This window comes from Streptomyces sp. Tek67B01, from assembly GCF_055231995.1.
Genome location: NZ_JBUYUY010000001.1, coordinates 4562492 through 4586618, shown reverse-complemented (window position 1 = coordinate 4586618; position 24127 = coordinate 4562492). Strand labels below are relative to the sequence as shown.

Sequence of the window (24127 nt, the reverse complement as noted above, 5' to 3'; positions counted from 1 at the left end):
CCTAGGCCACCGGAAGGAAAATTCGCCAGTAGCCCCCGCCGAATATTTCAGGAGCCTGCCCGGCGCCCAGCGCCTGGCTCACCCCCACCTTGTTGGTGGGGGCCATCACCGGTACGCCGAGCTGGTTTGCCACGCTTTGCGCCGCCGGCACTTCCACCACCCCCTCCCCCACAGTTCCCGTATGACATGAGATCAGCCGAATAGGCCCACCGGTGTAGTGCGGATTATTGCGGATGGCATCGACAACATGAGAGGGGTTCGTATCTCCCGCCGAGAAGCCCTTCCCTGAAGCATTCACCCTACCCGGCTCGAAGAAACCATCGGCGTTACCATGAATGACCACGTCGTGGTAGCCGAGTTTCGGCTTGACGAGATCAAAGTTTACCAAGGTGCTGGAATCATAGCCGATAGCGGTGGATCCGGCCCTGTAGTACACCGGGTCTCCGGTGGAAAGGTAAAGATCTCCGGGTATTTCGGGGGCTACAGGTTTGGTCGATTTCGGCGAATTCCACGACCGCCAGTCCCTCCGCGTGGCCATGGCATCAGACAGCCCTGCTTTGAAAGCCCCCTCGACGCCTCCCCGCTCGGCAAGCCTTACTCCCGCCTTGACGCCACCAAATCCCTTGGTACCGAGGAAGTCCGGGAGGAGACGGCCCGCACCCTCGCTGAAGTCGTCTTTGAAGGAGTCCAGCAGCGCGGCGGGGACGCGTTCGGGGTGGGCGGCGGTGGAGACGAGGCCCGCCAGGGTCATGTTGACGTGCTGCGAGTACTCGGCGGGATGCGTGAGGTTGTACGGGTCGTAGGGGTTCAGGCCGCGGGCGAAGTCGAGGGTTCCCGCCGTGCCCTTGAGGACGCCGCCGACGAAATGGTTCAGCTCCACGGCCTGGCCGGCCTCGTAGTCGACGAAGTTGTCCCATGCCCGGTCGGATGCCGACGGCAGGGCCGGGGCCTTTGCGGTGGCCGCGTCGATGGCCCGCTGGGCCGTACCGGCGGCGTCGTTGCGCTGACGGCGGGCTTCGGCCAGGATCTCCTGCGCCCGCCGGCGGACCGGCTCGCCCGGGTCGGCACCGGGTGTCGGGCAGGAGCCCGGGTCGCGGCCCGCCCGGGCGGCGGCTTCGTACGCATCCGCCTTGGCCTTGTACGCCTCGGCCGCCGCCTTCGTGTCCTCCAGGCCCTGCCGGTAGAGGTCGATGGCCTGCTGCGCCTGCTGCTGCGCCCACGTCACGGTGTCCGCGTAGTGCTTGAGGGCGTCGGACGCCGCCTGGCACGCATCGGAGGCGTGGAGCCAGTCGGCGGGGTGCATCGCGAACTTCTCGCGGAAGGTGTCGGCCGCGACCCCCTTCCAGTGGCCGGAGTCCAGGGATTTCATGCCTTGGCCGACCCGGTCGAACGCGGCCCGGAAGTCGGCGAGGTGTCCCGCCGACTCCAGGATCGCCGACGCCTTGCCGTGGATCAGTTCGTTGGCCTGCTGCGTCTGGCCGAGTTGCTGCTCGGCTATGGAGGCGCCGAGGTCCGAGGCAATGTCGTCGCCCCAGTCGTCGACCTTGTCCGCCCAGCCGTGCGCGCCCACCTGGTCCAGAACGTCGCCGACGCCGTGGGCGACCTGGTCCACGCCCTGCCCGACCGCCTTCTTGGTGGCGTCCCAGCCGCGCCCCAGCTTGTCCAGTCCCGTGTCGGCCAGCTTGCCCCAGTCGGTCATCCGCGCTCACCGCCCGCAGGGGGCTCGGGCGCCGGGCCGACCATGTCGTCGACCGCCGCGTCCACCTCGTCCCGTAGGCCGGCGGCATCGATGATCTGGTTGGGCAGGAGGATCTTGGAGCTGTTGACGTCCCGGACGGCGCTCTTCCAGGCTTCCTTGCTGTTCTCGTTGGCCTGTTCGAAGGACTCCGGGCTGTAGTCCGCGTCCCTCACCTGCGTGTACGGGTTGTCGGCGAGGACGTCGCCCCAGCTCTTCTTGGTGATCTCGTCCTCCGACGCGTACGGGTTGCCCATCGCCGAGTTCGCCAGCACCTTGAAACCGCCCTGGATGTACTGCTCCTGCTCGTGCACCAGACCGGCGGACAGGCCGACCTTCGCCGCGAAGTCGTTGCCCTGCTGCACCAGGGAGCGCACACCCCACTCCCAGCGTTCGCAGAACGACCCGAACGAGGACGTCAGGCCGTCGTGACCCGTTTCCATCCCGGACAGCGACAGATCCGAGAAGCCGCGTCCCATGCCGGCCGAGCCCACCATCCCGAGTTCCCTCAACTCGGCCAACGCCTTCGTGATCCCCTCGGCGATCTGCCCCAACGCCTGCTTCGAAACGTCCAGATCGGCGCCGTCCCCGCTCACGCCGCCACCTCCCCGTCCAGCGCCGCCGTGTCCGGCACGATGCCGCGCAGCGGCGGGAACACCGCCCCGTCAGGTCCGGCCGCGTCCAACGCGACCCCGCAGGGGAAGTCCAGCGCCGGCACCACCTCGTCCAACAGCCGCGCCCCCGCCACCCGCCGGTACGGCCACTCCCGCCCGGCCTCTCCCCGTGCCTCGGCGAACCGGGCCAACGCCTCCTCGTCCGAGAACGCGCAGATCCAGTCCAGACCGCCGAGCTCGGCGGCCCACAACCCGCCTTGGTCGTCCAGCGGCACCAACACGACCCGGCCCCGCAGATCCGCCAACCTCGTTTGCGCCGCCTCCCGGGCCGCGTCGAGCGGATCAACCCGCGCGGTCGGAACAGCAGGCGCGGTCGGAACAGCAGGCGCGTCGAGCGGCATGCCGACGGCCGCCGACGCCGCGCGTTCGGCCGCCGCCGCGCGCAGTTGTGCCCATTCCTCGTCGAACCCCACCTCGAACTCCCCCTCTTGTGGTCCACCGTCCGGCCCCCCGGCTGGAGAAATCGTCGCACGAAGTCACACCGGGCCCGATGCTCCCGGGCCCGGTGCCGCTACGACCAAGGGACGTCCGGCGCGCGGTAGTAGGTGACGCGCTGGGCTTCCAGGCGGGGGGCCTGGGCTGCCAGGCGGCGGCTGTAGGCGGGCCAGTCGTGGGCCGCCGCCGGGGACCAGCCGAGCTCCGCGAGGCCCAGCATCCTCGGGAAGGCCATGAACTCCCAGTCGGCCCGGGTCCCGATCGTCTCCGTCCACAGCGCGGCCTCCACGCCCAGCACCGACGACTCCGGGACCCCGGGGAGGAACGTCCCCGGGTCCCAGTCGTAGGACCGCTTCACCGGGACGTAGCCCGCCCACGCCAGGCCCGGCTTCGTCGTGGCGTCGTACTTCATGTCCAGGTACAACCGGTCCGCCGGGGACAGGATCAGCGGGTGGCCCGCCTTGGCCACCTGCGCGAGCCGCTCCTTCTCCTTCGCCGGGGTCCCGCCGTGGCCCCAGTACTGGAGCACCGCCCCCGGGGCCGGCCTTGCCGCCGCCAGCTGGTGCCAGGCCACCACCGTTTTGCCGTACTTCCCCACCACCGCCTGCGCCCGGTCCATGAAGGCCGCGTAGTCCGCCGCCGGTGTCGCGTGCGCCTCGTCGCCGCCGATGTGCAGGTACTTGCCGGGGGTCAGCTCGGCGACCTCCCCCAGCACGTCGTCGACGAACTCGTACGTCCGCTCCTTGGCGACGCACAGCGAGCTGAAGCCGACCTTCGTTCCCGTGTACCGCTCCCGTGCCTTGCCGTCGCAGTTCAGCTCCGCGTACGAGGCCAGCGCCGCGTTCACGTGGCCCGGCATGTCGATCTCGGGGACCACGTCCACGTACCGCTCCCCCGCGTACGCGACCAGGTCCCGGTACTCGTCCTTCGTCCAGTGGCCGCCCGGACCGCCGCCCACCTCGCTGCCGCCGCCGTGCTGCGCGAGCCTCGGCCAGGACGTGGACTCCAGCCTCCATCCCTGGTCGTCGGTGAGGTGGACGTGCAGCGTGTTCACCTTGTACTGGGCGAGCTGGTCCACGTACCGCTTGACCTGCTCGACCGTGAAGTGGTGCCGCGCGATGTCGATCATCGCCCCGCGGTACGCGAACCTCGGCGCGTCCGTGACCGTCCCGCCCGGCACCGTCCCGGGCCCTCTGACCGGCAGCAGTTGCCGCAGCGTCTGGCCCCCGTGGAACAGCCCGGCCGGGGTCCGGGCGGTGAGGGTGATCCCGTCCGCGCGGGTCTCCAGCCGGTAGCCCTCCGCGCCGAGCCCGGGCGCCGCCGCGTCGAGCCGCAGCCGGACCCCGTCCCCACCCGCGCCGTCGACCACCGGCAGCGGCAGCCCGCTCGGTCCGCGCAACTGGTCCGCCAGCAGCTCCCCGACCCGACGCACCTCCTCGGCCGAACCGGAGGTACGGATCACCGTGCCCGCCCCGAAGCGGTAGCCGGCGCCGGCGGCCCGCACGGAGACCGGCGCCGGCAGCAGCCGTTCGTACGGGGCCGGCGCGGCGGCGGGACGGGCACGGACGTCCCCGGGTTTGGCGTCGACGCCCTGCGCGGTGGCACAGGACAGCGTGGCGCCGCCGAGGACGAGGAGGGTGCCGAGCGTGCGTCGCAGGACTCTCATGCGCCCAGGTATAGGCCACGGGGACCGTCAACACCGGTGACAGAATGACAAGATGGCGGAAATCATCCAGAAGGACGGCACATGGACCTTCGACGGTGACGCGGTACGCGTCGTGCCGGGCCGGGACAAGGACGTCGGCCCGCTGCGCCAATCCCTCGGGGAGTTGTCGGTACCGCTCCACGCCATCGCCGGGATCTCCTACGAGCCGGGCCGCAAGGCGGGCCGGCTGCGCCTGCGACCGCGTGACGGCGCGGACCCGCTGACCCAGGGCACCGCCGGCCGGCTTCCCGACACCGCCGACCCGTACAAGCTGACCGTGGACCCGGCCCGGGCCGCGGTCGCGGAGTACTTCGTGGACGAGGTGCGGAGCGCCCTGCTGCTCGACCAGGTCGATCCCGGCCCGGCGGACGCGTACCTGCTGCCCGGGCCGCCCGTGCCGTTGACGGCCGAGGCGGGCGACGCGACCGTGTCCTTCGACGGCGACACGATCACGCTGGACTGGAACTGGACGGCGGAGGACGCCAAGCACTCGGTCGGCCCGAGCCGGTTCCGGGTGGCGGACGTGCGGGCGGTGGACTGGGTCCCGGCGAAGGGCCTCTCGAACGGCCGGCTCCGGTTCACCCTGGCGGGCGCGCAGGCGGCGCCGGCGCCCAAGTACGACCCGTACGCGGCGGAACTCTTCGGCTTCGGCAAGAAGGAGTTGCTGACCGCGCTCGTCGCGGCGGCCGTGACGGTACGCCTCCCCCACCCCGGCGCCCGGGCCACGGCGACCGCCCCGGCCACCCTCGCCGGCCTCGCCGCCCCCAGCGCCCCGACCGCGCCCACCGCCCCGGCCGCGATCCCCCCTCCCGCCGCCCCCGACCACGACGTGCTGCTGCGCCGGCTGCGCGAGCTCGGCGAGCTGTACAAGGACGGCATCCTCACCGCCGATGAGTTCCTCACCGCGAAAACTGCTATTTTGGGGCATTTCTAGCCAATCGCGACCGGAATCGCGCATTCCTCTGGTCCAGACCAACGTGATCCTGCCCGATTCCGGGCAGGATCTTTGCGTTCCGCCGCGCGGACCGTCAATATCTACGAGTGCTCGACCGCCGCCCGTCTCATGACGACCTCGTCGACCACCTGGTGCGCAGCACCTCGCTCCAGCGAGGCGAAGCCGCCCGGGTGGTACTCGACGTGCTCGCCTACTTCGACGAGACGACCGAGGCGTTCGTCCGCCGCCGCCACCGCGAACTGCAGTCCGGCGGCTCCGTCAACGCGGAGATCTTCGAACGCATCGCGGCCGAACTGCCGCACCGCGCCGTGGCGCCCCCGGAGCTCTCGCTCCGGCAGCTGCGCCGCATCGTCTACGGCTGAGCAGAGCCCTACAGGGCCAGGTACGAGCACGATCCACCGGACTTCAGGAGGGGCAAGACCGTATGTGCGGAATTGTGGGTTACATCGGCAAGCGTGACGTCGCACCGCTGCTGCTGGAGGGTCTCCAGCGTCTGGAGTACCGCGGCTACGACTCCGCGGGCATCGTCGTCAACAGCCCGAAGTCCGCGGCCCTGAAGGTCGTCAAGGCCAAGGGTCGGGTCCGTGAGCTCGAGTCCCGCGTACCCAAGCGCTTCACCGGCACCACCGGCATCGCCCACACCCGCTGGGCCACCCACGGCGCCCCGAGCGACATCAACTCCCACCCGCACCTCGACGCCGAGAACAAGGTCGCGGTCGTCCACAACGGCATCGTGGACAACGCCTCCGAGCTGCGCGCCAAGCTGGAGGCCGACGGCGTCGTCTTCGTCTCGGAGACCGACACCGAGGTGCTCGTCCACCTGATCGCCCGCTCCCAGGCCGACTCCCTGGAGGAGAAGGTCCGCGAGGCGCTCAAGGTCGTCGAGGGCACCTACGGCATCGCCGTCATGCACGCCGACTTCCCCGACCGCATAGTGGTCGCCCGCAACGGCTCCCCGGTCGTCCTCGGCATCGGCGAGAAGGAGATGTTCGTCGCCTCGGACGTCGCCGCGCTGGTCGCCCACACCCGCCAGATCGTCACCCTGGACGACGGCGAGATGGCCACCCTGAAGGCCGACGACTTCCGTACTTACACCACCTCCGGCACGACGACCACCGCCACCCCGGAGACCGTGGAGTGGGAGGCCGCCTCCTACGACATGGGCGGCCACGACACGTACATGCACAAGGAGATCTCCGAGCAGGCGGAAGCCGTCGACCGCGTGCTGCGCGGCCGGATCGACGACCGCTTCTCCACCGTCCACCTGGGCGGCCTGAACCTGGACCCGCGCGAGGCGCGCGGCATCCGCCGGGTCAAGATCCTGGGCTGCGGCACCTCGTACCACGCGGGTCTGATCGGCGCCGGCCTCATCGAGGGCATGGCGCGCATCCCGGCCGACGCCGAGCCGGCCTCGGAGTTCCGCTACCGCAACGCGGTCGTGGACCCGGACACCCTCTACATCGCGGTCTCCCAGTCGGGTGAGACGTACGACGTCCTCGCGGCCGTGCAGGAGCTCAAGCGCAAGGGCGCCCGCGTCCTCGGCGTGGTCAACGTGGTCGGTTCCGCCATCGCCCGCGAGGCGGACGGCGGCGTGTACGTGCACGCCGGACCCGAGGTCTGCGTGGTGTCCACCAAGTGCTTCACCAACACGGTCGTGGCGTTCGCGCTGCTCGCCGTGCACCTGGGCCGCATCCGGGACCTGTCGGTGACCGACGGCAAGCGGATCATCGAGGGCCTGCGCAAGCTGCCCGCCCAGATCCAGGAGATCCTGGAGGGCGAGGAGGACATCAAGAAGCTGGCGGCCGAGTACGCCGAGGCCAAGTCGATGATGTTCATCGGCCGGGTGCGCGGCTACCCGGTGGCCCTGGAGGCCTCCCTCAAGCTGAAGGAGATCTCCTACATCCACGCCGAGGCCTACCCCGCCTCCGAGCTCAAGCACGGTCCGCTCGCGCTCATCGAGCCGGCGATGCCGACGGTCGCGATCGTCCCGGACGACGACCTGCTGGACAAGAACCGCGCGGCGCTGGAGGAGATCAAGGCCCGCAGCGGCCGCATCCTGGCGGTCGCCCACCGCGAGCAGGAGAAGGCCGACCACACGATCGTGGTCCCGAAGAACGAGGACGAGCTGGACCCGATCCTGATGGGCATCCCGCTCCAGCTGCTGGCGTACCACACCGCCCTGGCCCTGGGCCGGGACATCGACAAGCCGCGCAACCTGGCGAAGTCGGTCACGGTCGAGTAGTCACACCGTCCACGGACGAACGGCGGCGGGCCCCGGGGGATTGCCCCCGGGGCCCGTTCTCATCCGCGTGCGCGCCCGCGTCAGGCCGCGCACGCGTCCGTCAGGCGGCGACGGCGCCGCGCCGGGAGCCCCGGCCGACCGCCATCGGCCAGTGGGCCAGGGCGGCCGTCGCCCCGTACCAGGCCAGCAGGCCCGCGACCGCCGCCACCCAGCCGGCGACCTTGCCCAGTCCGCCGCTGCCGGCGAAGGTGCCCACCGCGAGGAGCACCAGGGAGAGGGTGAGCAGCCCGTAGACGCCCTGCCCGAAGAGACCGCCGGCCGCGCCCACCGTCAGGGTGAGGGCGAGGAGGGCGAAGAGGACCAGGAACAGGCCGGCCGCGTGGGCCGAGACCTTGGCGTCGGCTCCGCCGGCCCAGGTGAACCAGAAGGCCCCGAGGCCCGCGAACGCGGTGCCGTTGAAGCCGTTGCCGCCGCGGAACTCGAGGAGTCCGAGGACGAACAGGGCGAGACCGCCCACGTACATCGCGAGGGATACGGAGTCCGCCGCGCTCACGCCGCCGATGATGCCGGTGTGGCCGATACCGAATGCGAGAAGGGTGAGACCCAGGGCTATGTGCCCGAGGGTCGAAGTCGAGGCCGTGCTTCCCGCAGAGACACCATTGTCCACGGCGGGCTCCCTTCGATCTGCAGTTGTTTGCTGCGTCCCAGCAGCATTTATCTACCCCTTACAAGGGGGTTCACAACCGCACAACCGGCGAACGGAGTGTTACGGAATCACAACAACGGGTCGCTGCGCCCGTTTGGCCAGGCGTCCCGCCACCGAGCCGAAGATCCGGCCGACGACCCCGTGCGTGGAGCCGACCACGATGGCGTCCGCCGAGTACTCGCGGCCGACCTCCTCCAACTCGTGGCAGATGTCGCCACCCCGCTCGACCAGGATCCAGGGGACCTCGGCGAGATAGTCGGCGCAGGCGAGCTCCAGCCCCAGCACTTCCGTGCGGTGGTCGGGGACGTCCACGAAGACCGGCGGCTCGCAGCCCGCCCACACGGTGGTGGGCAGTCGGTTGGCCACGTGGACGATGATCAGACCGGAACCGGAGCGCCGGGCCATGCCGATGGCGTACGCGAGGGCGCGCTCACTCGACGTGGAGCCGTCGAAGCCGACCACGACGCCGTGCCGGAAGGCCGGGTCGCAAGGGAGGCGCGCCTGTTCCACCGCGCGCAGGTCCGCCGACGCGGGGTCGGCGAGGCGCTTGCGCTTGCGGTCCGCGGGTTCGGAGTATTCGTGACCGGCCATCGATGTCTCGGCGAAGGGTCCTCGGGGAAGCGACGGGGGGGGAATTCGGCGACGCACTGTGACGGGGCTCTGTCCGGGACACGTCTTCCCGGGCCTTCACCTCTCAGGGTACGGCGACACCCTTGTCCTGCACAGGGCTTGCCGCCCCTGAGGAGCGTCCCAGGGAGCATGCCCGAGGGGAGGCGCATTGGCAATGGCGGCTGTCCCCTACAGCCAGTGACCGAAGCGCGGCGAGCCACCCGTGCGCGCAGTGACCGAGCCGCACCGCCCGCCGTTGGACAACGGTCCGACCGTCCAGGAAGAGCCCGCAGGGAGTACGACGTGCCCGGCCATCCGGATCACCCCGTCCAGCCCGCTCCGTCGACGCAGTCCACCCGGCCCGCCGGAGCGGGAGCCCCTTTCGTCCCTTCCCCCGTTCACCCGTCCGTGCGTTCCGCGCGGCACTCCCATGTCGACCCCTCGGGTGAGGTGGTGCGCTGGGCCGCGTTCAGCTGTCTGCTCGTCCCCGTGATCCTCGTCGTCTACGGGACCTCCTTCGGCGGGGCCGCCGTCACCACGCTCGGCCTCGCCGCCGTCACCGCCGCCTGCCGGGTGCTGCTGCGGCACTCGGAGAAGGCGGAGCGGGCCGCCGCCCGGGTCCGCGCCGAGGGGGCCTCCGGCTCCGTCCACCGCGGCCGGCACTCACGCGGCGGGTCCGGTTCGCACCGCGGCTGTCACGGTCGCGGCGGGATCTCCCCACACGACTGACCGGTTCGCACGTACACACCCACCTGTTTTCGGCCAACTTCCCGGCAGGGTCCGTTCCTTGCCGGAATGTCCGCCCGACCCCCCTACCACCAGCGACGACGGAGCGTCGGTGCGCTCTCGACCCCGTGAGTACTGGCCATGGCCAAACCGCGCGCTTCCTGAACGGGTAGCGGAGTGGAACGCTTACTGATCGAATGCTTTTCGCCAAGTTGCCAAGTCGACATAGCGCTGCGTGCTGAACTTGTCACGCCGACACCACGGGACGCAGTAGATTCGATCATGTATTTACGGCGGGGGATCCACGTGCAAGGCCGAGGGGAAACGTGCAGGTGCGACCAGACCAAGGAGTCGCGACACCCAAGGGGGGCTTAGCGCCATGAGCCAGGATTCCACCGCAGTCGTCGCGGACGCGGGCCGGAAGCTCGCGGGGCGTCGCCGCAGGGAGATCGTCGCGGTGCTGCTGTTCAGCGGCGGACCGATCTTCGAGAGTTCCATTCCACTTTCCGTGTTCGGCATCGACCGGCAGGACGCGGGAGTTCCACGCTACCGACTACTCGTGTGCGCAGGTGAGGACGGTCCGCTGCGGACCACCGGCGGACTCGAACTGACCGCGCCGTACGGGTTGGAGGCGATCGCCCGGGCAGGCACGGTCGTCGTTCCGGCCTGGCGGTCCATCACCTCACCGCCTCCGCCCGAGGCGCTCGACGCACTGCGTCTGGCGCACGAGGAGGGGGCCCGGATCGTCGGACTGTGCACGGGGGCCTTCGTGCTCGCCGCCGCCGGTCTGCTCGACGGCCGGCCCGCGACGACGCACTGGATGTACGCGCCGACGCTGGCCAAGCGGTACCCGTCCGTCCACGTCGACCCGCGCGAGCTGTTCGTCGACGACGGCGACGTACTGACCTCGGCGGGCACCGCGGCCGGAATCGACCTGTGCCTGCACATCGTGCGCACGGACCACGGCAGCGAGGCGGCCGGGGCACTGGCCCGCCGGCTCGTCGTCCCGCCGCGCCGCACCGGCGGCCAGGAGCGCTACCTCGACCGGTCGTTGCCGGAGGAGATCGGCGCCGACCCGCTGGCCGAGGTCGTCGCCTGGGCGCTGGAACACCTCCACGAGCAGTTCGACGTGGAGACGCTGGCCGCCCGCGCCTACATGAGCAGGCGCACCTTCGACCGGCGGTTCCGTTCGCTCACCGGCAGCGCGCCGCTCCAGTGGCTGATCACCCAGCGGGTGCTCCAGGCGCAGCGGCTGCTGGAGACCTCCGACTACTCGGTCGACGAGGTGGCCGGGCGCTGCGGGTTCCGTTCGCCCGTGGCGCTGCGCGGTCACTTCCGGCGTCAGCTGGGGTCGTCCCCGGCCGCCTACCGCTCCGCCTACCGGGCGCGCCGGCCGCAGGCCGACGTACCTCACGTGGCCGAGCTGTCCGGTGGTCCGGTGCCGCACCAGCGCACCCCGCAGCGGGCGGCGGCGGCCTTGGCCGCGGCCGGTCCGACGGTCACCGAGCTGTACTCCCCTGGCCGGGTCCTGCGCGAGCACGCGTAGCCCGGACCGCGAGATCGACACAAGGTCCCCCACATCGGCCGTCCCCGATGTGGGGGACCTTCGTGTCGCGACGCTTAAGCTGGGGCCCATGAACGATCGCATGGTGTGGATCGACTGCGAGATGACCGGGCTCTCGTTGACGGACGACGCACTTATCGAGGTGGCCGCACTGGTCACCGACTCGGAGCTCAACGTGCTCGGCGAAGGCGTGGACATCGTGATCCGCCCGCCGGACGCGGCCCTGGAGACCATGCCCGACGTGGTGCGCCAGATGCACACGGCGTCCGGCCTGCTCGACGAGCTGGCCGGCGGAACCACCCTGGCCGACGCCGAGGCGCAGGTCCTGGCGTACGTCAGGGAGCACGTCAAGGAGCCCGGCAAGGCGCCGCTGTGCGGGAACTCGGTCGGCACCGACCGAGGTTTCCTGCTGCGGGACATGGCCGCGCTGGAGTCCTACCTGCACTACCGGATCGTGGACGTGTCCTCGGTCAAGGAGCTGGCGCGCCGCTGGTACCCGCGGGCCTACTTCAACAGTCCGCCGAAGAACGGCAACCACCGGGCGCTCGCGGACATCAAGGAGTCCATCGCCGAGCTGCGCTACTACCGCGAGGCGGTCTTCGTCCCGCAGCCCGGGCCCGACTCGGACACGGCGCGCACGATCGCCGCGAAGTACGTCGTCGCCGGCGAATAGGGGCCGGTCCGGCGCTCGGGGCCACTGAAAGGGGCCTCAAGGGTGTGCCGGAGGGGGGCGCGGGGAAAGGGGGGAGCGAGCACCCTTCCGGACCCTGTACCCTTTTCTTCGGCCGGTCGCTCACGCGACCGGACATGGTGGGTGTAGCTCAGTTGGTAGAGCACCTGGTTGTGGTCCAGGTGGCCGCGGGTTCAAGTCCCGTCACTCACCCTGCGGGAAGGCCCCGGTACGCGAAAGCGGCCGGGGCCTTCCGCGTGTCCGGGCACGCCTCAGGAGGACTCCCGGACCACCAGTTCGGTCGGCAGCACCACGGCGGCGTCCGCGGGGCCGCCCGCGATCCGCTCCAGCAGCACCCGCGCCATGGTCCGGCCCATCTCCTCGATCGGCTGGCGCACGCTGGTCAGCGGAGGGTCCATGTGCCGGGCCACCACCGAGTCGTCGAAGCCCACCAGGGCCACGTCCTGCGGTATCCGGCGGCCCGCCGCCCGCAGCTCCAGCCGGGCGCCCGCAGCCATGACGTCCGAGGCGGCGAAGACGGCGTCCAGGGCGGGGCGGCGCTCCAGCAACTCCCGCATGGCCCGGCGGCCGCCCTCCTCGGTGAAGTCCCCGGGGGCTATCAGCAGCTCGTCCGCGGGGTGCCCGGCGACGGCGAGGGCCTCGCGGTAGCCGTCGAGGCGGCACTGGGCCCCGTACACGTCCAGTGGCCCGGTGATGGTGGCTATCGCCCGGCGGCCCCGTCCCAAGAGGTGGCGTACGGCCCCGGCGGCGCCCGCCAGGTTGTCGGAGTCCACGCAGGGCAGCGTCTCGTCGGCCGAACGGCGCCCGCTGATCACCGCCGGTATGCCCAGCTCGGCCAACAGCCCCGGCAGCGGGTCCCCGGCGTGCACCGAGACCAGTAGCACCCCGTCGACGCGGTGCCCGGACAGGTACTGGGCCAGCCGCCGGCGCTCCCGCTCGCCGCCGGCGAGGGTGAGCACCAGCTGGACGTCGGTCTCGGCGAGGGTGGCGCCGACGCCGCGCACGACGTCGGAGAAGTAGGGCTCGGCGAAGAAGCGGGCCTCGGGCTCGGGGATGACGAGGGCGATGGCGTCCGTGCGGTTGGCGGCGAGGGCGCGGGCCGCGCGGTTGGGTACGTACCCCAGCTCGGCCACGGCGGCCTCCACGACGGCCCTGGTGTGCTCGCTGACCTTGGCGGAGCCGTTGATCACCCGGGAGACGGTGCCGCGTCCCACCCCGGCCCGTACCGCCACCTCTTCCAGGGTCGGCCGTCCCCCGCTGCGCCCTTGCCCGCTCATGGCTTCCTCCCGGCTCTGAATCTACCTCTTGACCGCCTCTTGACGTCAGTGGGAGCGCTCCCACACTGTGGCACACGACACCCGGCACGTCCTGCCCTTCCCAGGAGGATCCCGATGCGAGCCCGATCCCGGCCCCACTCCCCCACGTCCCTCAGAGCCCTGGCCGTCGCCGCCGCGGCGCTGCTCCTCGCGGGCTGCTCCCAGGACCCCGCCGAACCCTCCGGGCAGGGCGCCCCGGCCGGCGGCAAGGCGACGACGACCCTCACCGTCGGGGTGTTCGGCGCGTTCGGGCTCAAGGAGGCCGGCCTGTACGACGAGTACATGGCGCAGCACCCGGACGTGCGGATCGAGCAGACCTCGATCGAGCGCAACGAGAACTACTACCCGCAGCTCCTCACCCATCTGGGCACGGGCAGCGGCCTCGCCGACGTCCAGGCCGTCGAGGTCAACAACATCGCGGAGATCACCGCGACACAGGCGGACAAGCTGGTCGACCTCGGCAAGGCGCCGGGCGTGGACAAGGCGGCGTACCTGCCGTGGAAGTGGGCGCAGGGCACCGCCAAGGGCGGTGCGACCGTCGGGCTCGGCACCGACATCGGCCCGCAGGGCATCTGCTACCGCAAGGACCTCTTCGCGGCCGCGGGGCTGCCCACCGACCGGGCCGCGGTCGGCGCGCTCTGGGCGGGCGACTGGAACAAGTACCTGGAGACGGGCAAGGCCTACAAGGCGAAGGCGGGCGAGGGCAAGGCGTTCGTCGACTCGGCGTCCGGTGTGATGGCGGCCGTCACCGCCGGCAACGCCCAGCGGTTCTACGACGACCAGGGCAAGGTCGTCTACAAGACGAACCCGGCGGTGCGCGGGGCCTTCGACCTGGCGGCCCGGTTCGCCTCCGAGGGACTGAGCGCGAAGCTCCAGCAGTTCACCCCGGCCTGGGACCAGGGCTTCTCCAACGGGAACTTCGCCACCGTGTCCTGCCCGGCCTGGATGCTCGGCTACATCCAGGACAAGGCGGGCCCCGAGGGCAAGGACAAGTGGGACGTGGCGGCGGCCCCGAAGCCGAGCAACTGGGGCGGCTCGTTCCTGGTGGTGCCCAAGGCGGGCAAGCACGCGCAGGAGGCGGCGAAGCTGGCCGCCTGGCTGACGGCCCCCGCGCAGCAGGCGAAGCTGTTCGAGAAGCGCGGTAGCTTCCCCAGCGCGAGCGCCGCGTACAAGCTGCCGGCGGTGGCGGGGGCGCACCACCCGTACTTCGGCGAGGCCCCGATCGGGGAGATCTTCGCCCGGGCGGCCGAGGGCGTGCCGGTGACGGTGGTGGGGCCGAAGGACCTGGTCATCGCGCAGAACCTGGCGGACATCGGGATGCTCCAGGTCGACCAGAAGGGCCGGTCGGCGCAGGAGGGCTGGGACGCCGCGGTGGCGGCGATCGACAACGCATTGGACCAGTGAGGCGGCGGTGACCGACGAGACCGTCCTCCTGTCGCCCGCGTCCTCCCCCTCGGCGGGGGCGGACGCGGGCGGCCGGCGCCAGGCGTGGCGCTCGCGCCGCTACCGGTGGGACCTGCGCTTCAGTCCCTACGCCTTCGTGGCGCCCTTCTTCCTCTTCTTCACCGCCTTCGGGCTCTTCCCGCTGCTGTACACGGGGTGGGCGGCGCTGCACCAGGTGGAGCTGACCGACCCGGATTCGATGACGTGGGTGGGGCTGCGGAACTTCACCCGGCTGTGGGACGACGCCTTCTTCTGGAACGCGCTGCGCAACACGGTCACCATCGGGCTGTTGTCGACGGTGCCGCAGTTGCTGATCGCGCTGGGTCTGGCGCACCTGCTGAACTACCGGCTGCGGGGTTCGGCGTTCTTCCGGGTCGCCGTGCTGACGCCGTACGCGACTTCCGTGGCCGCGGCCACGCTCGTCTTCGTGCTGCTCTTCGGTCGGGACCACGGCATGGTCAACTGGGCCCTGTCGACCGTCGGGTTCGGGGCCGTCGACTGGCAGAACGGCCCCTTGGCCTCCCAGCTGGCGGTGTCCACGATCGTGGTGTGGCGGTGGACCGGCTACAACGCGCTGATCTACCTGGCGGCCATGCAGGCCATCCCCGGCGACCTGTACGAGTCCGCCGCGCTGGACGGCGCCTCGCGGTGGCAGCAGTTCCGGCACGTCACGGTGCCCTCGCTGCGGCCGACGATCTTCTTCACCTGTGTCGTGTCCACGATCGGTGCCACTCAGTTGTTCGGCGAGCCGCTGCTGTTCAACGGCGGTTCGGGCGCGACCGGCGGTTCCGACCACCAGTTCCAGACGCTGGGCCTGTACCTGTACGAGCAGGGGTGGGTGAACCTGCACCTGGGGCGGGCCTCGGCGATCGCGTGGGCGATGTTCCTGATGCTGCTGCTGGTCGCGGGCGCGGCCCGGCTGGTGCGGGGAGGCTCCCGGTGAAGGTCATGCGTGCGGGGAAGCCCACGTACCTCGTCCTGGCACTGTTCACGGCCGGCTCCCTCTTCCCCCTGGTGTGGACGGCGATCGCGGCCTCGCGCACCAACACCCGGCTCGCGCAGACCCCGCCGCCGTTCTGGTTCGGCGGGAACCTGGGGCGGAACCTGTCGATCGCATGGACCGACGCCCACATGGGGACGGCCCTGTTGAACACGCTGGTGGTCGCGGGAACGGTCGCGGCGGGCACCGTCCTGCTCTCCACCCTGGCGGGCTTCGCGTTCGCGCGGCTGCGGTTCCGGGGCAGCCGGGGCCTGCTGGCGCTGGTGGTGGCGACGATGCTGATCCCGCCACAGCTGAGCGTCGTGCCGCTGTACATGCTGATCGCCGAGCTGTCCTGGACGGACCGGCTCCAGGCGGTGGTCCTGCCGGCGCTGGTGTCCGCCTTCGGGGTGTTCTTCATGCGGCAGTACCTGGCGCAGGCGTTGCCGGTGGAGCTGGTGGAGGCGGCGCGCACGGACGGGGCGAGTTCGCTGCGGATCGTGTGGCACGTGGTCTTCCCCGCCGCCCGCCCGGCGATGGCGGTGCTGGGGATGCTGACCTTCGTGATGACCTGGAACGACTTCTTCTGGCCGATCATCGCGCTGACGCAGAACGGCAGCCCGACGGTGCAGGTGGCCCTGACGGGGTTGGGCCGCGGCTACATCCCCGACCAGTCCGTGATCATGGCGGGTGCGCTGCTGGGCACGCTCCCGCTGCTGCTGGTGTTCCTGATCTTCGGCCGCCAGATCGTCGGCGGCATCATGCAGGGGGCGGTGAAGGGTTGAACGCGATGGAGTTCCCCGAGGGGTTCCTGTGGGGCGCGGCCACGGCGGCGTTCCAGATCGAGGGCGGCGCCGAGCTGCGCGCTCCCTCCATCTGGGACACCTTCTGCCGCACACCGGGCAAGGTGCACGGGGGTGACACCGGGGACGTGGCGACGGACCACCTGAGGCTGTGGCGCGAGGACGTGGCGCTGATGGCCGAACTGGGCCTGTCCGCCTACCGGTTCTCGGTGTCGTGGCCCCGGGTGCGCTCGGGCGGTATCGGGTTCTACGACGCGCTCGTGGACGAGCTGCTCTCGTACGGCATCCAACCCTGCCCGACGCTCTACCACTGGGACCTGCCGCAGGAACTGGAGGACGCGGGCGGCTGGCCGCAGCGCGAGAGCGCCTACGCCTTCGCCGCGTACGCCGAGCAGGTCGGGCGGGTGCTGGGCGACCGGGTCGGGATGTGGACGACGCTCAACGAGCCCTGGTGCAGCGCCTTCCTGGGCTACGCCTCCGGGGTCCACGCCCCCGGTCGTACCTCCCCCGCCGACTCCCTGCGCGCCGCGCACCACCTGAACCTCGCGCACGGTCTGGCGGCGGCCGTCCTGCCCTCGTCGGCCCGGGTCGGCGTAGCGCTCAATCCGAGCGCCGTGCGGCCGCTGACCGGCTCCGAGGCCGACGCGGACGCGGCGCGGCGGGTCGACGCGCTGGCGAGCCGGATCTTCACCGGGCCGCTGCTGCACGGCGCGTACCCGCAGGACCTGCTGGAGGACACCGCGAAGGTGACGGACTGGGCGTTCCTGCGGCCCGGCGACGAGGCGCTGATCCGGCAGCCGCTGGGCTTCCTCGGGGTGAACTACTACACCCCGGCGGTGGTGTCGGCGTCCGCCGCCCCCGGCGCCCCCCGGGCCGACGGCCACGGAGCGGGCGACCACTCCCCCTGGCCGGGCGCGGACGGGGTCGCCTTCCACCAGCCGCCGGGCGAACGCACCGACATGGGCTGGTCGATCGACCCGAGCGGCCTCCACGACCTGCTGGTGCGTTTCGCCCGCGAGGCGCCGGGCCTGCCGCTGCTGGTCACCGAGAACGGCGCCGCCTACGCCCCCGACCTGCACGACCCCCAGCGCATCGAGTACGTGCGCGAGCACCTCGCGGCGGTGCACCGGGCCATCGCGGACGGGGCCCCGGTCGAGGGCTACTTCCTGTGGTCGCTGATGGACAACTTCGAGTGGGCCTACGGGTACGCCAAGCGGTTCGGCATCGTCCACGTCGACTACGACACCCAGGCCCGCACCCCGCGCTCCAGCGCCCGCTGGTACGCGGCCGTGGCCCGCAGCGGCCGGCTCGACTGAGCGGGCCCCTCGGCGGGCGGCCCCGCCCCCGCCGCCGCCCGTCGGGACGGGGCGGGGCGGGGCGGGGCGGGGCGTCAGCGACCGATGGCCTGGAGGCCCTTGGTCAGGTCGTCGGCGGTCATGACGGGACAGATCTCCATCTCGGCGCCCAGCTGGCTGAACAGCTCGTCGCCGATCGCCGGCAGCTGTGAGCTGTCCTGCATGTCGAACACGATCCAGCAGGAGCGGACGCCCTCGGAGAGACCGAAGTAGGCGGACTCGGGCTTGAGGGTTTCCATGAGTTTGCGCATGGCCTGGGGAAGCGCGCCGCTCTTGATCGATTCGTTGGTGGCGGCGGTGTCCATGTGGGCGCGGAGCATGACGCGCATCGGGGCCCCTTCGGTGGTGGTGACGGATCGGTCCTTCACGGCCACCCTCGGGGTCCCGGGCGGGGGCGGCAACCGGTGGTCCGCCGTCCGGGCGCGCACCGCCTACTTGGCTCCGCGCCCCTTGCGGCGGCTGCGGCGGTCCTCGCCTCGTGTCCGGTCGTCCAGCGCGATCCACATCCGGACCTCGGTGCCCCCGAGCACGGAGCGGCCCAGCCGGACGTCACCGCCCGTGGACTCCGCGACCCGGCGCACGATGTCCAGGCCGAGCCCCGTGGAGCCGTCCCGGCCGCCGTCGTTGCCGCGCCTCAGGGCCGCGTCGGGGTCGGCGATCCCGAAACCGGCGTCCGAGACCAGGACGATCACGGCGTCCCCCGCGTCGTGCACGTCGACCGCGAAGGGGGTCCCCTCGGGGGTGTGCCGGAAGACGTTGCCCAGCAGCGCGTCCAGGGCGGCCACCAGCTCGGGCCGGGCCACGGGAATGCGTACGGGACGGTCCACCCCGGCGAGACGGACCTCCCGCCCCTCGTCCTCCGCCAGCGCCGACCAGAACGCCATCCGGTCGCGGATCACCTCCGAGGCGTCGCAGCCCGCCCCCGCCCCGGGGCCGCCCGGGACGGCCGGGGCACGCTGCTCGCGGGCGGTACGGATGATCGTGTCGACCTCCCGCTCCAGTTGCTCGACGGCCTCCCGCGTCTGCTCGGCGGCCGGGCCGTCCCCGAGGGAGGCCGCGTTGAGCCGCAGAACCGTCAGGGGTGTCCGCAGCCGGTGCGAGAGGTCCGCGGCCAGCTCCCGCTCGTTGGCCAGGAGTTCCACGACCCGGTCCGCCATCGCGTTGAACGCGGCGGCCGCCGAGCGCAGCTCCTTCGGGCCCTGTTCCGGTACGCGCACCCCGAGTCGCCCCTGGCCCAGCCGGTGCGCGGCGTCCGCGAGTCGTTCCGCCGGCCGTACCAGGCGGGCACCGAGCCGGTCCGCGACCGCCACCGAGCCCACGATCAGGGCGAGCCCGACCCCGGCGAGCACCAGCCACGCGGTGGTGACACCGTTGCTGACCTCGCTCTCCGGTACGTAGATCTCGATCACCGCGATGTCGCCGGAGCCGAGCGCGGTCGGCTGGAGCAGCGCCGCTCCGCCGCCCGCCACCGAGGCGGTCGTGGCCCGGCCCATCCGCCGGGTCTCCTCCACGGCGTGCGGACCGGCCCAGCCCGCGCCGATGTCGACCGCCGTCCGGTCGCCGATCGGCGGGACGTGGACGGCCATCCGCTGGGCGGCGCCCATCTGCGTGGACTCGACCGCCTTGCGCAGCTGCATCGGGTCGGTGGTGATGGACAGGGTCGGCGCCATGCTCGCGGCCTGCCGCTCGGCGTTGGAGAAGGCCCGGTCGCTCGCCATCTCCCGGACCACCAGCCCCAGCGGGACGGCGAAGGCGATGACCACCATCGCGGTGACGGCGAGGCACACCTTGACCAGTGCCCACCTCACGGCAGCCGCCTCACCGCGGTGGCTCCAGCTTGACCCCGACCCCGCGCAGGGTGTGCAGGTAGCGGGGGTTGGCGGCGGTCTCGCCGAGCTTGCGGCGCAGCCAGGACAGGTGGACGTCGATGGTCTGGTCGTCCCCGTACGCCTGCTGCCACACCTCGGCGAGCAGCTCGCGCCGGGCCACGACGACCCCGGGCCGCTCCGCGAGGAAGGCCAGCAGGTCGAACTCCCGGCGGGTCAGGTCCAGTACCGCCCCGTCGAGCTCGGCCTGGCGGCGCAGGGGGTCGATGGCGAGGCCGCCCACCCGCAGGACGCGCGAGGGCGGTTCGCCGCCGACTGCGCGGGCGCGGCGCAGGACGGCGGCCATCCGGGCGGACAGGTGCTCCACTGAGAAGGGCTTGGTGAGGTAGTCGTCGGCGCCGTCGTTGAGCAGGCGCACGATCTCCGCCTCGTCGTCCCGGGCGGTCGCGATGATGACCGGTACGTCGGTGATGCCGCGCAGCATCTTGAGCGCCTCGGACCCGTCGAGGTCGGGCAGGCCCAGGTCCAGGATGACCAGGTCGAAGCGGTGGTGGGCGACTTCGCGCAGGGCCTCCAGGGCCGTTCCGACGCTGCGCACGGCGTGGGAGGCGTCGGTCAGGTGCCGGATGAGGGCGGAACGTACGAACTGGTCGTCCTCGACCACGAGCACACTTGCCATGGCCGCACCGTAGTCCATCGGGGCGACCGGGCGGGGTGTCGGTCCACTCTCGGGGCGGGTGGTGCAGTATGTGCCCTCATGCACCGGGGACTTCTGCACGCGTTCGCCTGGACGCTCGCCACTGGGGCGGCGGTGACGCTGTCGTGGTGGGGCGTCCACACCGTCATGTCCGGAACGGCCTACGATCCCCCGCGCGCCGTTCCGCTGGCCGGGCTGCCCCTGTCCTCCTCCACACAGGGCTCGGGGGCGCCCACGGCCCCGAGCTCGTCCACCCCGACGCCGGCGCCACCCGGTTCCCCTTCGCCGTCCGTGTCCGACCCCTCGTCGGCCTCCGCGACGCCCCCGCCCTCCGTCGCCAAGCCGAAGTCCCCGCCGCCGCCCAGCCGGGCGGCGGGCGAGGAGTCCGGGGACGTGAAGGGCTACACCGTCGCGGGCGGCCGGGTGGTCTTCGACCTCGGCGCCGGCTCGGCCGAACTGGTCTCCGCGACCCCCGCGGGCGGCTGGCGCATGCAGGTGTGGAAGCAGGACTACTGGATACGCGTCACCTTCACCCGGGACGGCCGCGAGGTGTCGGTGTTCTGCACCTGGTACAACGAGGCGCCGCGCGTGCAGGTCGACGACCGGTAGGGATACGGTCACCCCCGGACGGGACGGACGACGCGAGGGGGCGGGCATGGGCGGGGCGCGGTACGTCACGGACCTGGTCGGGGCGTGCGAGCGGTACGCCGACCGGCCCGCGATCGGCGCCGGCCCGGTACTGCTGTCGTACGCGGAGGTACTGGCGCTCACCTACCGGTTGGCGGGCGCCCTGGAGGAGCTCGGCGTGCGGCGCGGGACGGGGGCGGCCTGTGTGACGGCCGGGAACCCGTACGAGGCGCTGCCGGTGCGGCTGGCCGTCCACGTACTGGGGGCGCGGCTGACCCAGGTGAGCGTGGGCCCGGCCACCCACGGCCTGGACTTCCTGCTGCGGGACTGCGAGCCGGCCCTGGTGGTCCACGACACCCCGGTCCCGGACACGGGCGCCCCGCGGATCACCCTCGCGGCGCTGCTTGAGCGGGCCGCCGCCCGGGAGGCGCGTCCCGTGCCGGTGCGGGCGCGCGAGGAGGACCCGGCCCGGGTGACCTACACGGGCGGCACGACGGGACGGCCCAAGGGCGTCACCTCCACGTTCGCCGCGCTGGCGGCCCGTGACGCCGCCCGGAGCGCGGACGCGGTGTACCTGTCGGTGACCTCCCTGGCCCAGCGGTCGGGGGGCCGCTGCCTGGAGCAACTGCGGTCGGGCGGGCGCTCGGAGATCCTGGGCGGTCCCTTCGACCCGGGCCGGTTCGCCGCCGCCTGCCGGCGGCTCGGGCCCGTCTCCACGTACCTGACGACCTCGATGGTGTACCGGCTGCTGGACGACCCGGTGACCGCCGCGGGCGTGCCCGGCCTGGCGCGCGTCTCGTACGGGGACTCCCCCATCGCCCCCGAACGGCTGCGGCGGGCCTTGACCCGCTGGGGCCCCGGGGTGCGCTGGCGTCAGGGGTACGGGATGAACGAGGCCGGGGTGATCTGCCGTCTCTCGGCGGCCGATCACGACGCCGCCCGGGCCGCCCGGCCGGAGTTGGCGGCGTCGGTCGGGCGGCCCGCGCCCGGGGTTCGGGTGGAGGTCCGGGGCGCGGACGGGACGGGGGCCCTCACCGCCGGGACCACGGGCGAGGTGTGGGTGCGTTCCCCGACGGTGATGGCCGGCTACTGGAAGCGGCCCGGGCTGACGGCGGAGGTGCTGCGCGACGGATGGCTGCGGACGGGCGACCTCGGGCACCTCGACGCGGACGGGTACCTGTACCTCGTCGACCGGGTCAAGGACGTGGTGATGGTGGACGGGGAGAACATCTACTGCGGCCCGGTCGAGGCGGCGCTGACCCGGCACCCCGCCGTGGCCGAGGCGGCGGTGGTCGGGCGGCCGGACGCCGTCACCGGCGAGCAGGTGTGCGCCTTCCTGGTCCCGGCGGCCGGGCACGCCCCCACCGAGGAGGCCGCCGCCGGGGCGTGCGCGTTGGTGGCCGCCGAACTGGCCCCCGACCACCGGCCGACGGCGGTGTTCTGGGTGGCGGCCCTGCCCCTGACTGACCGCGGCAAGCCGGACAAGCGCCGCCTGCGCGCGGCCGCAGCCGCTGCCGCGCCCGCCGCTTAGCGGGACGCGGCGGGACTCAGCGGAACACCGAGGGCGGGGGCTCCGGCGAGGCCACCGCCGAGGCGTCCGCGACCGGGACCGCGCCGCCGGCGAAGTCCACCAGGGCCCGGCCGTGCTCGACCCGCCCCGGATGCGGGTCGCTCGCCACCCGTCGGGTGAACTCGGCGACGGGAAGCTCCCGGTCGGCGGCGACGAGCACCGCGTTGCCGAAACGTTTCCCCCGCCACACCACAGGGTCGGCGGCCAAGGCCAGTTCGGCGAACCGGGAGCCGGCGGTGGCGATCTGGCCCCGCAGGTGGGTGAGCGGAGGACCGTCCGTCAGGTTCGCCACGTACCACCCGGTGGGCACGAGCGCCCGGCGCACCTCGTCCAGGAACTCGGCGCTGGTCAGGTGGGCCGGGGTGCGGGAGCCGCTGAACACGTCCGCGATGACCAGGTCCGCCCAGCCGTCCGGCACCTTGGCCAGCCCGGCCCGCGCGTCCACCGCCCGGACGCGGACCCGCGCCTGGGGGTCCAGCGGCAGGTGTTCCCGTACGAAGGCCACCAGGGCGGAGTCGATCTCCACCACCTGCTGGGTGGAGCGGGGGCGGCTCGCGGCGGTGTAGCGGGCCAGGGTCAGGGCCCCGCCGCCCAGGTGCACGACGTTCAGGGGGCGGCGGGCGGGCGCGACCAGGTCGATGAGGTGGCCGATCCGCCGCTGGTAGGCGAAGTCCAGGTACAGGGGGTCGGCCAAGTCCACGTGTGACTGCGGCGCCCCGTCGATGAGCAGGGTCCACGCCCGCGCGCGCTCGCGGTCGGGTGCCAGCTCCGCCCGACCGCCGTCCACCTGCCCGACGACCGCCTCACCGGTCCCGCGCCGCTTGTCCCTGCTCTTACCGGCCATGGCCCCAGTATGACCGCAGCGCACGGTCGGCGCGCATGGCCTCCCTGCCGTCTTGGCTGGTCAGCGCGCCAGCGCGTCAGCGGCAGTTGTCCGCCGCCTCGATCAGCCGGGCGGCCTCGCCGAGCGCGGCGCGCAGCACGTCGGGGTCGGTGACCGGCCCCACGGCGTCCGGCGGCAGCAGCCAGGCGGTGTCCCCGGCTGCCGGTGGCGCGTCCGCGGCGCCGCCGGCCAGGTCGCCGAAGCGCATGCCCCGCCCGTTGGACTGCGTACAGGCGCTGCCCGGCAGGTCCCAGGCGTCCGCCGTGCCGGGCGGGACGAGGAAGCCCAGGGTGTCGCCCGATCCGTCGTGCAGGACAGGGCCGACGCCGGGGGTGGTGTGGCCGGTGGCCCGGCGGATGATGTCGACCGCCTCCAAGCCCTGTCGGGTGGGTACGGTCACCAGGTCGGGCGCGTCGGCCGGTCCTCCCGCCGTCAGGGCCGCGCCCGGCCGGGGCGCGGTGTTCGTTCCTGTGCTCTCCATGCCGCCCTCCATCAAGGGAACCCCTCCTCGATCCGCGTACGAGCCACTCCGCATGGGTTCAACGCGGCGGAACGTCAACGGGTGCGGCGCAACGTTGCCGCAAAG

Annotated in this window: 24 protein-coding genes and 1 tRNA gene; 13 read left to right on the top strand and 12 right to left on the bottom strand. The window is 72.4% G+C overall.

The window, feature by feature from the left end:
- Position 1 precedes the first annotated feature (1 nt).
- The 4 genes from ACV7NM_RS20645 to ACV7NM_RS20630 all read right to left on the bottom strand — a co-directional run bounded on the left by ACV7NM_RS20645 (position 2) and on the right by ACV7NM_RS20630 (position 4510).
- Positions 2-1699, bottom strand: a complete 1698-nt coding sequence (locus ACV7NM_RS20645; RefSeq protein ID WP_463411651.1) for a putative T7SS-secreted protein — start codon at positions 1697-1699, stop codon at positions 2-4.
- Positions 1696-2331: a hypothetical protein gene (locus ACV7NM_RS20640; protein ID WP_463411650.1), complete on the bottom strand. Its 636-nt coding sequence runs from the start codon at positions 2329-2331 to the stop codon at positions 1696-1698. Before ACV7NM_RS20640 ends, ACV7NM_RS20645 begins: the two co-directional genes overlap by 4 nt.
- On the bottom strand, positions 2328-2822 hold the full coding sequence (locus ACV7NM_RS20635; RefSeq protein WP_463411649.1) for a hypothetical protein: 495 nt from the start codon (positions 2820-2822) through the stop codon (positions 2328-2330). The genes ACV7NM_RS20640 and ACV7NM_RS20635 overlap by 4 nt, the downstream gene beginning before the upstream one ends.
- A 98-nt stretch (positions 2823-2920) precedes the next feature.
- Positions 2921-4510, bottom strand: coding sequence for a beta-N-acetylhexosaminidase (locus ACV7NM_RS20630; RefSeq protein WP_463411648.1), 1590 nt, complete (start codon positions 4508-4510; stop codon positions 2921-2923).
- Between the two features lie 52 nt (positions 4511-4562).
- Here ACV7NM_RS20630 and ACV7NM_RS20625 point away from each other — a divergent pair, with 52 nt between their 5' ends.
- The 3 genes from ACV7NM_RS20625 (at position 4563) to glmS (ending at position 7746) form a co-directional block, all read left to right on the top strand.
- Positions 4563-5483 carry a DUF4429 domain-containing protein gene (locus tag ACV7NM_RS20625; RefSeq protein WP_463411647.1) on the top strand — a complete coding sequence of 307 codons (921 nt, stop codon included), beginning with the start codon at positions 4563-4565 and terminating at the stop codon, positions 5481-5483.
- 107 nt (positions 5484-5590) lie between these two features.
- Positions 5591-5866, top strand: coding sequence for a hypothetical protein (locus ACV7NM_RS20620; RefSeq protein ID WP_136214344.1), 276 nt, complete (start codon positions 5591-5593; stop codon positions 5864-5866).
- Between the two features lie 62 nt (positions 5867-5928).
- Entirely contained in the window at positions 5929-7746 is a 1818-nt protein-coding gene (glmS, locus tag ACV7NM_RS20615; protein ID WP_463411646.1) for a glutamine--fructose-6-phosphate transaminase (isomerizing), read from the top strand.
- Positions 7747-7846: 100 nt separating this feature from the next.
- Here glmS and ACV7NM_RS20610 read toward each other — a convergent pair whose 3' ends face one another.
- Both ACV7NM_RS20610 and ACV7NM_RS20605 read right to left on the bottom strand, forming a co-directional pair.
- The gene (locus tag ACV7NM_RS20610) at positions 7847-8413 is read right to left on the bottom strand and encodes an acetate uptake transporter (RefSeq protein ID WP_463411645.1); all 567 of its coding nucleotides are present in this window, start codon (positions 8411-8413) and stop codon (positions 7847-7849) included.
- 99 nt (positions 8414-8512) lie between these two features.
- Positions 8513-9043, bottom strand: a complete 531-nt coding sequence (locus tag ACV7NM_RS20605; RefSeq protein WP_463411644.1) for a universal stress protein — start codon at positions 9041-9043, stop codon at positions 8513-8515.
- Between the two features lie 426 nt (positions 9044-9469).
- Between ACV7NM_RS20605 and ACV7NM_RS20600 the strand changes: the two genes are divergently transcribed.
- The 4 genes from ACV7NM_RS20600 (at position 9470) to ACV7NM_RS20585 (ending at position 12234) form a co-directional block, all read left to right on the top strand.
- Positions 9470-9790 carry a hypothetical protein gene (locus ACV7NM_RS20600; RefSeq protein ID WP_463411643.1) on the top strand — a complete coding sequence of 107 codons (321 nt, stop codon included), beginning with the start codon at positions 9470-9472 and terminating at the stop codon, positions 9788-9790.
- A gap of 376 nt (positions 9791-10166) precedes the next feature.
- Complete coding sequence (locus ACV7NM_RS20595; protein WP_136214349.1) at positions 10167-11333, top strand: helix-turn-helix domain-containing protein; 1167 nt, start codon at positions 10167-10169, stop codon at positions 11331-11333.
- An 88-nt stretch (positions 11334-11421) separates the two neighbouring features.
- A complete protein-coding gene (orn, locus tag ACV7NM_RS20590) occupies positions 11422-12024 on the top strand; it encodes an oligoribonuclease (protein ID WP_190182571.1) in 603 nt (200 codons plus the stop codon).
- A 137-nt stretch (positions 12025-12161) separates the two neighbouring features.
- A tRNA-His gene (locus ACV7NM_RS20585) sits at positions 12162-12234 on the top strand.
- Between the two features lie 59 nt (positions 12235-12293).
- Here the strand turns inward: ACV7NM_RS20585 and ACV7NM_RS20580 are convergent.
- Entirely contained in the window at positions 12294-13319 is a 1026-nt protein-coding gene (locus tag ACV7NM_RS20580) for a LacI family DNA-binding transcriptional regulator (RefSeq protein ID WP_463411642.1), read from the bottom strand.
- Between the two features lie 114 nt (positions 13320-13433).
- On the opposite strand from ACV7NM_RS20580, the gene ACV7NM_RS20575 reads away from it, so the two are divergent.
- Genes ACV7NM_RS20575 through ACV7NM_RS20560 form a run of 4 tightly spaced genes read left to right on the top strand, consistent with a single transcriptional unit; the run spans position 13434 to position 17899 of the window.
- Positions 13434-14762 carry an ABC transporter substrate-binding protein gene (locus ACV7NM_RS20575; RefSeq protein WP_463411641.1) on the top strand — a complete coding sequence of 443 codons (1329 nt, stop codon included), beginning with the start codon at positions 13434-13436 and terminating at the stop codon, positions 14760-14762.
- Positions 14763-14790: 28 nt separating this feature from the next.
- Complete coding sequence (locus ACV7NM_RS20570) at positions 14791-15744, top strand: carbohydrate ABC transporter permease (RefSeq protein ID WP_463414005.1); 954 nt, start codon at positions 14791-14793, stop codon at positions 15742-15744.
- 5 nt (positions 15745-15749) lie between these two features.
- A complete protein-coding gene (locus ACV7NM_RS20565; RefSeq protein WP_463414004.1) occupies positions 15750-16565 on the top strand; it encodes a carbohydrate ABC transporter permease in 816 nt (271 codons plus the stop codon).
- A gap of 5 nt (positions 16566-16570) precedes the next feature.
- The gene (locus tag ACV7NM_RS20560; protein ID WP_463411640.1) at positions 16571-17899 is read left to right on the top strand and encodes a GH1 family beta-glucosidase; all 1329 of its coding nucleotides are present in this window, start codon (positions 16571-16573) and stop codon (positions 17897-17899) included.
- Positions 17900-17973: 74 nt separating this feature from the next.
- Here the strand turns inward: ACV7NM_RS20560 and ACV7NM_RS20555 are convergent, their stop codons facing one another.
- From ACV7NM_RS20555 to ACV7NM_RS20545, 3 genes are all read right to left on the bottom strand, one after another.
- The gene (locus ACV7NM_RS20555) at positions 17974-18306 is read right to left on the bottom strand and encodes a DUF3303 family protein (RefSeq protein ID WP_463411639.1); all 333 of its coding nucleotides are present in this window, start codon (positions 18304-18306) and stop codon (positions 17974-17976) included.
- 63 nt (positions 18307-18369) lie between these two features.
- On the bottom strand, positions 18370-19746 hold the full coding sequence (locus tag ACV7NM_RS20550; RefSeq protein WP_463411638.1) for a sensor histidine kinase: 1377 nt from the start codon (positions 19744-19746) through the stop codon (positions 18370-18372).
- Between the two features lie 10 nt (positions 19747-19756).
- Positions 19757-20443, bottom strand: a complete 687-nt coding sequence (locus ACV7NM_RS20545) for a response regulator transcription factor (protein ID WP_463411637.1) — start codon at positions 20441-20443, stop codon at positions 19757-19759.
- 78 nt (positions 20444-20521) lie between these two features.
- Here ACV7NM_RS20545 and ACV7NM_RS20540 point away from each other — a divergent pair, with 78 nt between their 5' ends.
- Together ACV7NM_RS20540 and ACV7NM_RS20535 are read left to right on the top strand one after the other, a co-directional pair.
- A complete protein-coding gene (locus ACV7NM_RS20540) occupies positions 20522-21070 on the top strand; it encodes a hypothetical protein (protein ID WP_463411636.1) in 549 nt (182 codons plus the stop codon).
- Positions 21071-21116: 46 nt separating this feature from the next.
- The gene (locus tag ACV7NM_RS20535; protein ID WP_463411635.1) at positions 21117-22619 is read left to right on the top strand and encodes a class I adenylate-forming enzyme family protein; all 1503 of its coding nucleotides are present in this window, start codon (positions 21117-21119) and stop codon (positions 22617-22619) included.
- Between the two features lie 16 nt (positions 22620-22635).
- Here the strand turns inward: ACV7NM_RS20535 and ACV7NM_RS20530 are convergent, their stop codons facing one another.
- Positions 22636-23502 carry a spermidine synthase gene (locus tag ACV7NM_RS20530; protein WP_463411634.1) on the bottom strand — a complete coding sequence of 289 codons (867 nt, stop codon included), beginning with the start codon at positions 23500-23502 and terminating at the stop codon, positions 22636-22638.
- A 76-nt stretch (positions 23503-23578) separates the two neighbouring features.
- Entirely contained in the window at positions 23579-24022 is a 444-nt protein-coding gene (locus ACV7NM_RS20525) for a hypothetical protein (protein WP_463411633.1), read from the bottom strand.
- Positions 24023-24127 lie beyond the last annotated feature (105 nt).

Coding starts and splice junctions, on each gene's coding strand:
- ACV7NM_RS20645 (WP_463411651.1), bottom strand. CDS start 1,699: ATGACCGACTGGGGCAAGCTGGCCGACACGGGACTGGACAAGCTGGGG.
- ACV7NM_RS20630 (WP_463411648.1), bottom strand. CDS start 4,510: ATGAGAGTCCTGCGACGCACGCTCGGCACCCTCCTCGTCCTCGGCGGC.
- ACV7NM_RS20625 (WP_463411647.1), top strand. CDS start 4,563: ATGGCGGAAATCATCCAGAAGGACGGCACATGGACCTTCGACGGTGAC.
- glmS (WP_463411646.1), top strand. CDS start 5,929: ATGTGCGGAATTGTGGGTTACATCGGCAAGCGTGACGTCGCACCGCTG.
- ACV7NM_RS20605 (WP_463411644.1), bottom strand. CDS start 9,043: ATGGCCGGTCACGAATACTCCGAACCCGCGGACCGCAAGCGCAAGCGC.
- ACV7NM_RS20595 (WP_136214349.1), top strand. CDS start 10,167: ATGAGCCAGGATTCCACCGCAGTCGTCGCGGACGCGGGCCGGAAGCTC.
- orn (WP_190182571.1), top strand. CDS start 11,422: ATGAACGATCGCATGGTGTGGATCGACTGCGAGATGACCGGGCTCTCG.
- ACV7NM_RS20580 (WP_463411642.1), bottom strand. CDS start 13,319: ATGAGCGGGCAAGGGCGCAGCGGGGGACGGCCGACCCTGGAAGAGGTG.
- ACV7NM_RS20575 (WP_463411641.1), top strand. CDS start 13,434: ATGCGAGCCCGATCCCGGCCCCACTCCCCCACGTCCCTCAGAGCCCTG.
- ACV7NM_RS20565 (WP_463414004.1), top strand. CDS start 15,750: ATGCGTGCGGGGAAGCCCACGTACCTCGTCCTGGCACTGTTCACGGCC.
- ACV7NM_RS20560 (WP_463411640.1), top strand. CDS start 16,571: ATGGAGTTCCCCGAGGGGTTCCTGTGGGGCGCGGCCACGGCGGCGTTC.
- ACV7NM_RS20545 (WP_463411637.1), bottom strand. CDS start 20,443: ATGGCAAGTGTGCTCGTGGTCGAGGACGACCAGTTCGTACGTTCCGCC.
- ACV7NM_RS20540 (WP_463411636.1), top strand. CDS start 20,522: ATGCACCGGGGACTTCTGCACGCGTTCGCCTGGACGCTCGCCACTGGG.
- ACV7NM_RS20535 (WP_463411635.1), top strand. CDS start 21,117: ATGGGCGGGGCGCGGTACGTCACGGACCTGGTCGGGGCGTGCGAGCGG.
- ACV7NM_RS20530 (WP_463411634.1), bottom strand. CDS start 23,502: ATGGCCGGTAAGAGCAGGGACAAGCGGCGCGGGACCGGTGAGGCGGTC.
- ACV7NM_RS20525 (WP_463411633.1), bottom strand. CDS start 24,022: ATGGAGAGCACAGGAACGAACACCGCGCCCCGGCCGGGCGCGGCCCTG.